Genomic DNA, 12924 nt, shown 5'->3' with positions numbered 1-12924 from the left:
CCGATCGACATGCCGCACGACGGCATTCCGAATGCCGCGCAAGCGGGTAACGCCGCAATGCAAACTTCGTTTCCGTGACGGATGTTCGCGGCGCAAGACTAGGGGTTTCCTGCGGGCGGTTCGGGTGGACGCCCGGGAGGCAGGCCGAGGACGCCGCCGGGCAGCCGACCTTCGGGCTGGCGCGCTTCGTCCATCGAGATCGCGCCATCTCCGTTACGGTCGGCGGCATCGAATCGCTTTCCTTCATAGGCGAGCAGTTCCTCGACCGAGAGGCCGGCATCATAGTTCAGATTGGCCTTTGCGACGAGACCGGCGCTCAGCGGTTCGATCAGGCCGAGAAGCAGACGCGCTTCCATTTCATTGCCATATTCGGGTTCGATCGTCTCGGGGACGAGACCGCCGTGGCCGATCGCCTGTGCGTCCTCCGACTGCGCAAGCGAACCGAGACCATGTTGCCAGGCGAAGAATTCGTCGCGGCTGATCGCGCGGTCGTTGTTCGTGTCGATCCGCTCGAACCGCTTGGCGATGAGGACATCGCGCCGCGCGCCGGCGATCGCCCGGATTTCCTCGATGGTCACGATGCCGTCGTGATTCGGATCGGCATCGCGAAACATGCCGGTTACGATCTTGTCGAAACTCGACCGATTGACCGGCTTGATTTGCTTCATTCGCGGCGGCCCGCCGCCCGGCGGACCACCGGCGGAGGGCGCCCCGCCCGGCGGCCCGCCCCCGCCGCCCATCTGGGCGCTTGCGGGAGCCGCAACGAGCATGGCAAGCACGAGAAGCAGGCTCTTGTTCATCGACCACTCTGTTTCAAAGAAGATGTGGGCCGGGCGCAGGGACGCACCCGGCCCGGGGAAAGCGCGTCAAAGGGGGCAGCGACGCGTCTTTCCAGCGCTGGGCCGATAGGTATCGGTCCGCGCGTTGTACGAGCGATATTTCTGCTGGCAGGCCCGGACGTGGCGATACCAGTCGCCTTTCTTGGTCCAGTGCTTCGGCGGTGCCGAAGGCCGGTTGCCCCACCTGCTGTCCCAACGGCCATAAGGCTCATTGGCGGACGGCCGGGCCGGCGATGCCTGTTTCGGCGCGGGCGCCGGCTGCGCCTTTTTGTGCGGCTCGCGGGGCTGCGCGGCGGCGAGCGATGGCGTGGCGACGATCATCGCCGCGCCGATGGCACAATGGATCAGAAACTTCACGGCACTACTCCTTCTGACGGCCGACCCGCTTGGAGAGGCGGGCGGAGGGGGGATGCGACCGATATGACCGATCGTGCGCCGTGCCGGGGTCAAGAGTTCGCAAACGGAACGTAAAATTTGTGAAAAGACGGGGTGACAGGCCCTCGCGACTGAACGATGCACGGGGCGATGGAAGAGGATATCCCCGTCCGGAGCATCCTGCTGGTCGATGACGACGTCGATCTCAGTGCGATGCTGCGTGAGTATCTGGAAAGCGAAGGATTCGAGGTCGAGACCGTCTTCAATGGCGCCGAGGGTGTCGCGCATGCCCTGTCCGGCGACTATGATGCGGTGGTGCTCGACGTCATGCTGCCTCGCCTGAGCGGCATCGAGGCGTTGCGGCAGATCCGGCAGGCAAGCGATTTGCCGGTGCTGATGCTTACGGCAAAGGGTGATCAGGTCGACCGCGTGGTCGGGCTCGAACTCGGGGCCGACGATTATGTCGCGAAACCCTATTATCCAAGAGAGTTGGTGGCCCGCCTTCGCGCGATCCTGCGCCGGCAGGCGCCGCTTGCAGCGCCGCGCGGATCGACCCTGCAATCCGGCGAACTGGTTGTTCGCGTCGGCGAACGAAGGGCAAGCTGGCAAGCGATGCCGATCGAACTGACCGCGACCGAGTTCAACATGCTTGCCGCGCTGCTGCGCGCCGGCGACGAGGTGCGGACAAAAGACGAATTGTCGTTGCACGCGCTGGGACGCGCGCGCCAGTCCTACGACCGCAGCGTGGATGTCCATATCAGCAATCTCCGGCACAAGCTGGAAGGCGCCTCGAACGGGCAGGTCGGCATCGAAACGGTGCGCGGTGTCGGCTATCGCCTGCGGAGTTTGCCGTGAAGGCGGGATTGTTCTGGAAGATATTGCTCGCTTTCTGGCTTACGTTCTTTGCGATCACGCAAGGCGTCTGGCTGCTTTTCCAGTTGCGGCGCGACGATCGTCCGCCCGAGCGTTTCATGGTCGAACAGATGGCCCCCACGCTCCTGTCCGCCGCCGGGGGCGAGGTCGAAAGATCGGGCAGGGAAGGATTCGAAAATTTGTCGCGTTCGCTCCCCGATGGCCAGCGCGTGCGCCTGCAACTCGTCGAAAAGAACCGGCGGGCTCTCCCGCCGGTGCCGGAGTTCTCGAAATCCTTGTCGCGCGAGGTCGCCGGACCGGGACGCCAGGACTTTCGTCTCCACTATTGGTATCGTGATGCGCCGCGCCGAACCGATATCTTCAACATGCCGATGGAATTGCTCGCGCTCGGCGTGATCGGCGGATTGTTCTTCGCGGCGGTGCTGGCGCGATATCTGACACGGCCCATCAACCGGCTTCGCAAGGGTTTCGATCGGCTGGCGCAGGGGCGGCTTTCGGAGCGGCTGGCACCGGTCATCGGAAACCGGCGCGACGAGATCGCCGACCTGGCCCGCGATTTCGACAGTATGGCGCAGCGGCTCGAGGAACTCGTTGCGGCGCGAGATCGGCTGCTTCATGATGTCTCGCATGAACTGCGCTCGCCGCTGGCGCGGTTGCAACTTGCCATCGGATTGGCGCGGCAGTCGCCGGAACGCACGGAAGCGTCCCTTGCGCGCATCGATCGCGAGGCGGCGCGTCTCGACACGCTCGTCGGAGAGTTGCTCAGCCTGGCGCGATCCGAGCATCTTGCCGCCGAGGGAGATGAATATTTCGACCTTGCCGGCGTGCTGCACAGCGTGGTGGAGGATGCGCGGTTCGAGGCGGATTCGCACGGCGTTGCGATCGTCCGGCGCGAAGAGACGCCGTCTATCGACAATGCTCCGCCGATACGTGGGGACGCCGAAACGATCCGGCGGGCGATCGACAATGTCATTCGCAACGCGATCCGGTTTTCGGAGGCCGGAAATCCGGTGGAGGTGGACTACAGGCTGGAGGCCGGAGCCCATTGTATCCTGGTGGCCGATCGGGGACCGGGAATAGACGAAGCGAGCATCGACGCGATGTTCGAGCCGTTCGCCAGGGAAAGCGAGGAAAGCCTGGGCTTCGGCTTGGGGCTGGCGATCGCAAAGCGCGGCATCGCCATTCATGGAGGCACGATTGCGGCAAGTAATCGCGAGGGGGGCGGCCTGGTCGTTCGTCTCCGCATCCCGATCACCAAATTGCCTTCCGAATAGGGGGAAGCGCGAACGGAAAGGTCCGCTTTCTTCCCCTCTCAAGACAGGCGCGATTATCCCGCGAGCACGGCGATCGGGCTGGCTACCAGGCTGACAAGGAAGAATCCTTGCAGAAGACGCTTCGGGCGTGGTTCGGGGCGGATCGCGGCGGCAAGCAGGATCAGTGCCGTGAGGATCCAGAAGATTGCGGTGAGCGGCGCGGCGTTGCCGGCGAGCACCCGTGCGAGGAAGGTGAGCGTCAGCGCGAGCGGCACGCCCCACAGCACCGCGTCCCACAGGCTGCGCAGCCTCGGTTCGTGAAGGCCGCGGCGCGCGCGCTTGCCGAGCCAGATCGAGGTGCCGGTCGCGACGACGACCGTGAGCGCGAGGCCGAGCCCGAAATAGGCGAGTTTGACCGGGAGCCCCCCGAAATTCCCGAAGTGGAGATTGTAGGTCGAGGCGGCCATCTGCTGCCCGAGATGGCCGTCGGCGAGCCCGACCGCGCCGAGGAAACGGCCGTCTGCGTCGAAATTATAGCTTTCGCCGTAGATCAGCCGCTGCGGATGCTCGGCGAGGAGCTGGACGTGCTGGCCGCGCGTGCCGGGGTCGTGGAGGATGATGTAGGTGGGGCGCAGCTCGGGATGGGTGGCGGCGATCCACGCAAGCGGCGCGCTGACATCGGCGAGCGGAGCGGGGCGCGGGTCGGGCTTGGCTTCGCCGCCGAAGATCGGCACATAGGCTGCCTCGACGTCGCCCTTGTAGAAGCTCGCGGCAAGGCCGTAGGTGCCGATCGTGCCGAGCCCGATCATCGCGCCGGTGAGCGCGATCGCGAGTGCAAAGGGCAGCGACCAGACGCTTAGCCGATTGTGCCAGTCGGTGAGCCCGACCCCTTCCTTGTCGCGCGCGCGCAGGCGAAAGGCGTCGCGGAAGATGCGCGGGTGGGCGATCACGCCCGACAGCGACAGCGCGACGATCATCACCCCCAACAGGCCGACGATGATCAGGCCGACGAGCCCGGGGATGTTGAGCGAATAGTGGACCGCGAGCAGGAATTCGGACCAGGCGTTCCCTTCGGGCTCCGCTATCGCGCCGGTCGCGTCGACGTGGACTGCCTGGCTGTCGGTCGTGATCGTCGCGCGCGGCAGGTCGGGGACGGGCAGATGGACATAGAGATGCGTCGTCGCGGGCTTGCCCTTTTCGGTTGCCAGGACCGCGGCGACCGCCTTTTGCACCGCGTCCGGCGCCATGCGCGCCATTTCGGGCGCCGCGGGCTGCTCGATCCGCTGCCATTCCTGATAGAAGACGACGATCGTGCCCGTCAGACAAACGAGATAGAGAAGCGCCGAGGCGAGCAGCCCGATCGCGGCGTGCGCTGAAAGGGCTCGCTGCACCATCCCCTTGTCGACCGGTCCGGTCATGCCGCCCCTCCGATCCAGATCAGCCCGAGGCTCGCCGCCGCGGGGAGCAGCAGCCACAGAATCTGCGTGCGCCGCCACGGCATCATCAGCAGTGCGAAGGCGAGGATGCCCCAGAGGAGCGGCAACAGCAACAGCGTGAGCGCGTTGCTGTCGGCCTCCGCCCAGCCGCCGAGCGCCGCGAGCGCGCGTGCGGCGAGCGCCACCAGCAGCGAGACGAGCATCGCGAGCGGCACGGTGACGAGGAAGGTCAGCAGTCGGCGCCCGATCCGCCGCGGCTCGCCCTGCGCGGGGAGCATGTGTGCCTTGCGGTCCGACGCGCGTGTCTTGCCCGGCCGCGAGGTCGCGGCGGCCCCGGCGAGAAGCAGCGCTGCTGTCCCCATGCCGAACAGCGACACCATGGCCGCGCCCCACGCGCCGTTGCCGGCGATACCGAGCGCGGCGCCGAGAAGGAGCAGCGCCCACGCCGCGCCGTTCAGCGCCGCCGAGCGCCGGGGCAGGCCCCAGGCGCGGCGAAGCAGCAGCACGCCGAGGATCGCGGTCGCCGCGCCAGCCCAGACGAGGGGCGAGGCGCCGCTCACCGGAAGCGGTAGCCGACCGTGGCCATCACGTTGCGCGGCGCGCCGATGAAGCAGTCGCCACGCGCGAGGCAGGAGGCGAAATATTTGTTGCCCAGAAGATTCGTGGCGTTGATCGCGAAGCGCCAGCTGTTCCAGTTGATTTCCGCCAGCGCATCGACCGTCGTGCGCGACGGGGTGACGATCGACCAGACGTCGCTGGTCGAGATGCTCTTGCCGCTGTAGACGACGCCGGCGCCCAGGCGCAGCCGGGCTTCATCGGCGAGGCCGAAACTTTTGGTCGACCAGAGCGACGCGGTGTGGCGCGGCATGTAATCGAGGCTGGTGTTGGTTTCCGACCTCAGCTTGGCATAGCCATAGTTGGCCAGCAGTTCGAAATTGCCAGGCAGGGTGTGACTGGCCTCGATCTCGAAACCCTTGGTGTTGAGTTCGCCCGACTGGGTCGTGCCGCCGGCCGCCAGATAAAGGACGCGATTGCGCTCCTTGATCTTGAAGACGGTGGCGGTGACGAGCGTGCCGGGTGCGGGCTGCCATTTCACGCCCGCCTCATATTGCGTTCCGGTCTGTGGCCGGTAGGGATCGCCGAAGCTGCCGTCGCCATTGTCGATGCGACCGGCGACCGGCAGGAAGCTTTCGGTATAGCTGAAGAAGGGGGAGAAGCCCGCGCCGATCTCGCCGATGATCCCGGCGCGGAAGGTGGTGGCATTGTCCTTCTGGCCCGACGAGCCGGTGACCCGGTCGCGGCGCGCGCCGAGCACGACCGAGACGCGGTCATAGAAGCGAATCTGATCCTGGACATAGATGCCAAGCTGTTTCTGGCTTTCCGAGGTGAAGGGGCCGGTCGGATCATAGGTCAGTAGCGCATCATAATCGATGTCGTAGAGGTCGACGAGTTCGTAGCCGCCAGCATAGCGCTTTTGCACCTTGTTCCAGCTGTAATCGAGACCGACCAGCAGCTTGTGCTCGATATTGGCGCCGGTGTTGAAGTTGAATTGGAGATTATTGTCGGTGGAGAAGACGTTCATCCGCGCGTCGCTGGCGTCGGCGATGAGGAGCATGGTGCGCCCATTGGTGCCGTAGACCGAGAAAGGATCCTGCGGGTTCGTATAGCTGTCGGCATAATGGGTGTTATATTCGAGGTCGCTGTCGATATAGCGAGCCTTCAGGCTGAGCGTCACATTGTCCGAGAAGCGATGCGTGATCGATCCGCCGCCTTGCAGCGAACGGCCGGCATAGCGGTCCCAACCGGCCTTGCCGACGGAGGTGTAGCGATCGAGTTGTTCGCCGGCGACGGTGTTGGGCCTGAAGGTGCCGACGATCGGCAGGAATTGCGAGGTCGAGCCGGTATCGTCCTCCTGATAGAGGCCGGTCAGCACGACGTCGGTGTCGGGCGTCGGCTGCCAGCGGATCGAGGGCGCGAACATCACGCGGTCGTCGGGCACATGGTCGACATAAGTGTCGGCGTCGCGCGCGCGGCCGACGAAGCGGACCGCGAGATTGTCGGCGAGCGCGAGGTTGAAGTCGCCGAGCACTTCCTTGCGGTCATAGCTGCCATAGACGAGGTTGATTTCGCCGCGCGTGTCGAAGTCGGGCGTCTTGCTGACGAGATTGACGATGCCGCCGATCGAGCCCTGGCCGAACAGCACCGAGGCGGGGCCGCGCACGATTTCGACGCGCGAGAAATTATAGGGGTCGGAAGTGATGCTGGCATAATAGGAGAAGATGTCGCGCATGCCGTCGCGGAACTGCAACGCGTCGAGGCCGCGCACGTTGAAGCCGTCGACGCGGGTGTCGCGGCCATAGGGATTGGCCAGGACACCCGCGGCATATTTCACCGTGTCGCTGATGTTGATCGCCCCCTGGGCCTCATATTGTTCGGCGGTGATCACCTTGATCGGCTGCGGCAATTCCATCAACGCGGTATCGGTCTTGGTTCCCGCATAGCCGGTGACGACGATCTGGTCCTGCGACTCCTCTGCCGTCGATGCGGCCTCCTCGGCGAGAACCTGCCCGCTTGCAAGTGCGGTGCAGACCAGCAGGGTGAAACGCGCGGCTGTCATGAAAGGCCCCCTTCGAGCTCGATTGCTATTCGCGAGGGCTACTAATGCGAGTCAATCTCATTAGCAACGTCCATCGTGAAATATGCATCGGTTGCGGCCGGGGACCATATACGCTGGGCGCTGGAGGGCGGGAGCTGTGCTGGCGACGCTCTGACTGCGCCGATAGAAAGCGCGGCCGGTCACCCCGACCGGGTGGCGATCGCCTTCGCGGGACAAACGAGTGCAGGAAAAACCCCGCCGAGCCGATGGCGCGACGGGGCTACCCACATCCCTGGGTCGCATGGAGAGATGCGAGGTGGGGCCGGTCTATCGGCGCTTGACTTGGATGTCCTGAAGACGATCTAAAGAATTTGTGAAGGCGTGCGCATCGCGCCGGATCGCGCCAAAAAAGGGGCCACGTCCCCGCCGGCCTCGTCGGGTTTCGGGGCGGGTGTCAGGTCCGGGACGGCCCGGCAGCTTAGGACCCAGGCCCACGATTTACGGGCTCGAGGTTTGAAGCGATTTTGCTCAGGGCGAGGAGGAAAGGCGAAGGAATATGAATATATTTCAAGACTTTTCGACGAAGCCATGGGCAAAATCGGTCAAATCGCGAAGCGACGCCGAAATGGCTTCGATCTCGGGCCTGCGCGGCCTTGCGGGTAGCGATGCTACCCGCTGCACCCGCCCAAACCCGATCTCTTCGCCATTTCGACGCCTCGAACCCGTAAATCGTGGGCCTGGGTCCTCGAAGGAGGCTGACATGCCCTGGATCTATCTTGTCATCGCCGGTCTGTTCGAAGTCGTCTGGGCCGCCGCGATGAAGCAGTCGGAAGGGTTCACGCGGCCCGGACCGACCGCCGTCACCATCGCCGCGATGATCGCGAGCTTTGCCTTGCTGTCGCTGGCGATGAAATCGCTGCCATTGGGCACCGCCTATACCATCTGGACCGGGATCGGCGCGGTGGGGGCGTTTCTGGTCGGCATCGCGGTCCTGGGCGAGACCGCGAGCGCGATGCGGATCGTTGCCGCGCTGCTGATCGTGTCGGGGCTGGTGCTGATGAAGCTGTCGGCGCCCGCCTGAGCCGCAATCGCTTGCCAAGGCCGGGGCGCGCGGGTAAAGGCCGCCCATTCGGACAGTTGCGCCGTTTCCTTCCGCCTTTCGCCGGCATCGCCGGGGAGGGTGGGCGGACACTTGCCCAAAGCCCGCTTGACGCGGCAGGGGCGGCAACCCATCTGGCCGGAACCCACGGACGCTTGAAGGACAGGACGATCGATATGGCGAGGCCCAAGATTGGCGAATTCGTCAACCAGGTGAAAACCGAAGCCACCAAGATCGTGTGGCCGTCGAGCCGCGAGACGGTGCAGACGACGATCATGGTGCTGATCATGACGACCATCCTCGCGCTCTTCTTCTTCGGCGTCGATTCGGTTTTCAAATTCATCGTCAGCTGGCTGACGTCGCTCGCGCGCTAAGCGCGGCACCGCAGGGATAAAAGGGACACGCATCATGGCGCGCTGGTACATCATTCACGCCTATTCGGGCTTCGAGAACAAGGTCCGCGATTCGGTGCTCGCGGAGGCCGAGCGCATGGGGCTGTCGCAGCTCGTCGAATCGGTCGAGGTGCCGGTCGAGACCGTCACCGAGGTGAAGCGCGGCAAGAAGGTGCAGGCCGAACGGAAATTCTTCCCCGGCTATGTCCTCGCCAAGCTGACGATGACCGACGATGTCTATCACCTCGTCAAGAACACGCCGAAGGTCACGGGCTTCCTCGGCTCGATGGGCAAACCGCAGGCGATCAGCGAGGCCGAGGCCGCGCGCATCCTCAACAGCAAGGAAGAGGCCGCGGCGCGCCCCAAGACCGAAATCCGTGTCGATTACGAGATCGGCGATCAGGTCAAGGTGCTCGAAGGCCCGTTCGCGAGCTTCAACGGCGTCGTCGAGGAACTCGATTTCGACAAGGCGCGTGTCAAGGTCAGCGTGTCGATCTTCGGCCGCGCAACCCCGGTCGAACTCGATTTCGAGCAGGTCGAACGGATGAAATAAGCGCCGTCCCGGCGAAGGCCGGGGCCGCTGGCGGCATGGGTGACCGTGAGCGATCCCGGCTTTCGCCGGGATGACGGAAAGGGGCCCCCTAGTGACAACTCTCTCTCCCGAGGCGATTCAGGCGCGTGCCGATCGCGCGCGCGCCATTCACGCCTCGATCGACCGCGAGCGCGTCGTGCGCCGTGTCGTCAAGCTGTTCGACCTCGAAGCAGCCGAAGAGCCCGATGAGTTTACCTTTCCGGCCTTCAGAAAGCCGATGCGTCAGCGCATCTTCGGCGGACAGGTGATTGCGCAGGCGATGGTGGCCGCCGCACGCACCGTCGATCCGGGCAAGGTCGTCCATTCGCTTCACGCCTATTTCCTGCGTGGCGGCGACGAAGCGAAGCCGCTCCATTTCCGCGTTCACCGCGATTTCGACGGGCGGAGCTTCGCGAACCGCCGTGTCGTCGTGCGACAGGACGGCAAGGTGATCTTCAACCTCACCGCCTCGTTCCAGGCGCCGGAACAGGGGCTGACGCATCAGGCGCCGATGCCCGAACTGCTTCCGCCCGAACAATGCCGCGATTTCGGCGACGTGATCGCTGCCGATCCGCTGATCGACGACGCGCGGCTCGAGCAAATGGCGACCAACCACCCGTTCGAGGTGCGCAGCTTCCGCCCGCCCGCGGGCGCCGCGTCGACGATGCATTATGAATGGTTCCGCATCGCGGCCCCCGTCGGCGACGATCCGCTGACCCATCGCGCGCTGCTCGCTTATGCGTCGGACATGGGCCTGCTGTCGTCGGCGATGGTGCCGCACGGACTGACCTGGACCCAGCCGGGGCTGTTCTCGACCAGCCTCGACCATGCGATGTGGTTCCACGACGACATTCGCGTCGACGACTGGTTCGTCTATGTCATGGACAGCGACTGGGGCGGCGGCGGGCGCGGCATCAATCGCGGCCTCATCTATCGCCAGGACGGCACGCTGATCGCATCGGCGGTGCAGGAAGGGCTGATCCGCCTGGTTCCGCAGGGCTAAAAGCCTTGCTTTGCGGCCGGTTTGCGGCTAACGGCGCCGCTTCGCGTCAGATACGGGCGTGATTCCGCGCGGGAGGAGGGGGTGATGCCCTTCCGTTCGACCGCTTATTTTGAGCTCCGGATCGTGGTCCGGGGCGACAGAAAGAAAGGAGGCCATCATGGCCAAGAAGATCAGCGGCTACATCAAGCTGCAGGTGCCCGCCGGCACCGCCAACCCCTCGCCGCCGCTCGGGCCGGCGCTGGGTCAGCGCGGCGTCAACATCATGGAATTCTGCAAGGCATTCAACGCCGCGACCGATTCCATGGAAAAGGGCACGCCGACCCCGACCATCATCACCGTCTTCGCCGACAAGAGCTTTTCCTTCGTCACCAAGACGCCCCCGGCGACCTATCTGATCAAGAAGGCCGCGAACCTGAAATCGGGTTCGAAGGAGCCCGGCAAGATCAGCGGCGGCAAGATCGCACGCTCGAAGCTCGCCGAAATCGCCGAGATCAAGATGAAGGATCTCAACGCCAACGACATCGAACAGGCGACGAAGATCATCGAAGGCAGCGCCCGCTCGATGGGCCTCGAAGTGACGGAGGGCTGAACATGGCCAAGCTGACCAAGAAGCAGAAGGCCCTCGAGGGCAAGGTCGACGCGCTGAAGCTGCACGGCGTCGACGAAGCGATCAAGACGGTGCGCGAGCTGGCCTCGGCCAAGTTCGACGAAACGCTGGAAATCGCGATGAACCTGGGCGTCGATCCGCGTCACGCCGACCAGATGGTCCGCGGCGTCGTCACGCTGCCCGCCGGCACCGGCAAGGACGTCAAGGTCGCGGTCTTCGCGCGCGGCGACAATGCCGACAAGGCGCTCGCCGCCGGCGCCGACAAAGTCGGTGCCGAAGATCTGATGGAAGACATGCTCGCGGGTAACCTCGACTATGGCCGCGTCATCGCGACGCCGGATATGATGGGCATCGTCGGCCGCCTCGGCAAGACGCTGGGTCCGAAGGGCCTGATGCCGAACCCGAAGCTGGGCACCGTCACCCCGAACGTCGCCGAAGCCGTGAAGGCCGCCAAGGGCGGTCAGATCGAATTCCGCGTCGAAAAGGTCGGCATCATCCACGCCGGCATCGGCAAGCTGTCGTTCGGCGAGGAAAAGCTCCGCCAGAACTTCGACGCTTTCGTCGACGCGATCGTCAAGGCCAAGCCGGCCGGCGCAAAGGGCAAATATGTCCGCAAGATCGCACTGTCGTCGTCGATGGGCCCGGGCGTGAAGATCGACACGGCGGACGTCGCCGGCGCCTGATCGGCACCGACATCGATTTGGGAAAGGGCCGGGGAAACTCCGGCCCTTTTCATATGGGCTGCCCGCGGAGGGGCCTTCCCGCTGCGCCGGTATGGAATGGGGAGACAGCACAGCGAATAGGTTTGCGGACGCTGGGCAGACGCTGCGCCCCGCGCTAAGCCCTCGCCGATGGTCGACCTCCTTCTCGACGCCGGCGCGCTGCTCGGCGAATCGCCGCGTTGGCATGCCGCCGAGGCGCGACTCTATTGGGTCGATATCGACGCGCACCGCATCCACCGCACTGACCCGGCGACGGGCGGGACCGAAACGATGCAGCTCGATGGTCCGGTCGGCTGTGTCGCGCCCCGCGCGGGCGGCGGGCTGATCGCGGGCCTCAAGGACGGCTGCGCGCTGATCGGCCATTGGGGCGAGCCGCCGCGCCCTTTCGGCCCGCAGATGCTGGCGGACATCCCCGAGCAGCGCTGCAACGACGCCTGCGTCGACGCAGCGGGGCGTTTCTGGGTCGGCAGCGTGACGAGCGACAAGACGAATCCCGCCTCGACCCTCTATCGCCTCGACCCCGACGGGTCGCTGACAGTGATGCTGGGCGGGCTGCTGACCAGCAACGGCGCGGCATTCAGCCCCGACGGGCGGACTTTCTACCACGCCGACACGCCGACCCACGCGCTCACCGCCTATGCGGCCGATCCCGCAACCGGCGCGCTCGGCGAAGGGCGGCTGTTCCACCAGTTCGAGATGGGCACCGGGCGTCCCGACGGCGGCACGGTCGACGCCGAGGGTTGCTACTGGTCGGCGCTGTGGGACGGCTGGCGCGTCGTGCGCCTGTCGCCCGCGGGGGAACTTCTCCAGACCGTCGAATTGCCGGTCCAGCGCCCCTCGATGATCGCGCTCGGCGGGGCGGACATGAAAACCGCCTTCGTGACGAGCTCGGGCAAGGCTCTGACCGACGAGGAACGCAAGGAACAACCGCACGCGGGCGGCCTCTTCACCTTCCGCGTCGATGTACCGGGGCTGGTTCAACCGGGGTTCGGCGGCTGAATCAACGTCCCCCGTCACCCCCGCCTGCGCGGGGGTGACAGATGGGAGAAACCGTTCCCCAACCCTTGCCCCCTCATCCTCCCTCGCGCTAAGGCTCTCCCATATGGTTTCGCTCGAAACCAGTCTTCCGGGGAGATATGATGATGCCGCGCCGCGCGC

The 12924-nt window shown here is 65.2% G+C and carries 14 protein-coding genes; 9 read left to right on the top strand and 5 right to left on the bottom strand.

What is annotated here, in order from left to right:
* Positions 1-98: 98 nt before the first annotated feature.
* Both NP825_RS12810 and NP825_RS12805 read right to left on the bottom strand, forming a co-directional pair.
* Positions 99-800 (bottom strand): calcium-binding protein, encoded by a 702-nt coding sequence (locus NP825_RS12810; RefSeq protein ID WP_257544009.1) that lies wholly within the window; start codon positions 798-800, stop codon positions 99-101.
* A gap of 66 nt (positions 801-866) precedes the next feature.
* Positions 867-1196, bottom strand: coding sequence for a BA14K family protein (locus NP825_RS12805; protein WP_257544007.1), 330 nt, complete (start codon positions 1194-1196; stop codon positions 867-869).
* A 156-nt stretch (positions 1197-1352) separates the two neighbouring features.
* Here NP825_RS12805 and NP825_RS12800 point away from each other — a divergent pair, with 156 nt between their 5' ends.
* Both NP825_RS12800 and NP825_RS12795 read left to right on the top strand, forming a co-directional pair.
* Complete coding sequence (locus NP825_RS12800; RefSeq protein WP_257544005.1) at positions 1353-2069, top strand: response regulator transcription factor; 717 nt, start codon at positions 1353-1355, stop codon at positions 2067-2069.
* Complete coding sequence (locus tag NP825_RS12795) at positions 2066-3361, top strand: ATP-binding protein (RefSeq protein WP_257544002.1); 1296 nt, start codon at positions 2066-2068, stop codon at positions 3359-3361. Before NP825_RS12800 ends, NP825_RS12795 begins: the two co-directional genes overlap by 4 nt.
* A gap of 53 nt (positions 3362-3414) precedes the next feature.
* On the opposite strand, the gene NP825_RS12790 is transcribed toward NP825_RS12795, so the two are convergent.
* From NP825_RS12790 to NP825_RS12780, 3 genes are read right to left on the bottom strand one after another with little or no spacing between them, the layout of a single operon-like run.
* Complete coding sequence (locus NP825_RS12790; protein ID WP_257544000.1) at positions 3415-4758, bottom strand: PepSY domain-containing protein; 1344 nt, start codon at positions 4756-4758, stop codon at positions 3415-3417.
* Positions 4755-5336 (bottom strand): hypothetical protein, encoded by a 582-nt coding sequence (locus NP825_RS12785; protein ID WP_257543998.1) that lies wholly within the window; start codon positions 5334-5336, stop codon positions 4755-4757. The genes NP825_RS12790 and NP825_RS12785 overlap by 4 nt, the downstream gene beginning before the upstream one ends.
* Positions 5333-7393 carry a TonB-dependent siderophore receptor gene (locus NP825_RS12780; RefSeq protein ID WP_257543996.1) on the bottom strand — a complete coding sequence of 687 codons (2061 nt, stop codon included), beginning with the start codon at positions 7391-7393 and terminating at the stop codon, positions 5333-5335. Before NP825_RS12780 ends, NP825_RS12785 begins: the two co-directional genes overlap by 4 nt.
* Positions 7394-8132: 739 nt before the next feature.
* On the opposite strand from NP825_RS12780, the gene sugE reads away from it, so the two are divergent.
* The 7 genes from sugE (at position 8133) to NP825_RS12745 (ending at position 12765) form a co-directional block, all read left to right on the top strand.
* A complete protein-coding gene (sugE, locus tag NP825_RS12775; RefSeq protein WP_257543994.1) occupies positions 8133-8453 on the top strand; it encodes a quaternary ammonium compound efflux SMR transporter SugE in 321 nt (106 codons plus the stop codon).
* A 194-nt stretch (positions 8454-8647) separates the two neighbouring features.
* Positions 8648-8845, top strand: coding sequence for a preprotein translocase subunit SecE (gene secE / locus NP825_RS12770; RefSeq protein ID WP_257543992.1), 198 nt, complete (start codon positions 8648-8650; stop codon positions 8843-8845).
* Between the two features lie 34 nt (positions 8846-8879).
* Positions 8880-9416, top strand: coding sequence for a transcription termination/antitermination protein NusG (nusG, locus tag NP825_RS12765; protein WP_242777348.1), 537 nt, complete (start codon positions 8880-8882; stop codon positions 9414-9416).
* Between the two features lie 91 nt (positions 9417-9507).
* Positions 9508-10437: an acyl-CoA thioesterase II gene (locus NP825_RS12760; protein ID WP_257543987.1), complete on the top strand. Its 930-nt coding sequence runs from the start codon at positions 9508-9510 to the stop codon at positions 10435-10437.
* Between the two features lie 157 nt (positions 10438-10594).
* Positions 10595-11026, top strand: a complete 432-nt coding sequence (gene rplK, locus NP825_RS12755; RefSeq protein ID WP_058808269.1) for a 50S ribosomal protein L11 — start codon at positions 10595-10597, stop codon at positions 11024-11026.
* A gap of 2 nt (positions 11027-11028) precedes the next feature.
* Positions 11029-11727: a 50S ribosomal protein L1 gene (gene rplA / locus NP825_RS12750; RefSeq protein ID WP_257543981.1), complete on the top strand. Its 699-nt coding sequence runs from the start codon at positions 11029-11031 to the stop codon at positions 11725-11727.
* A gap of 168 nt (positions 11728-11895) precedes the next feature.
* Positions 11896-12765, top strand: a complete 870-nt coding sequence (locus NP825_RS12745) for an SMP-30/gluconolactonase/LRE family protein (RefSeq protein WP_257543979.1) — start codon at positions 11896-11898, stop codon at positions 12763-12765.
* Positions 12766-12924 lie beyond the last annotated feature (159 nt).

It is taken from the genome of Sphingopyxis sp. DBS4 (assembly GCF_024628865.1).
Taxonomy (GTDB): domain Bacteria; phylum Pseudomonadota; class Alphaproteobacteria; order Sphingomonadales; family Sphingomonadaceae; genus Sphingopyxis.
The sequence above is the reverse complement of the archived record's forward strand: the minus strand, read 5'-3'. Positions and strand labels throughout refer to the sequence as shown.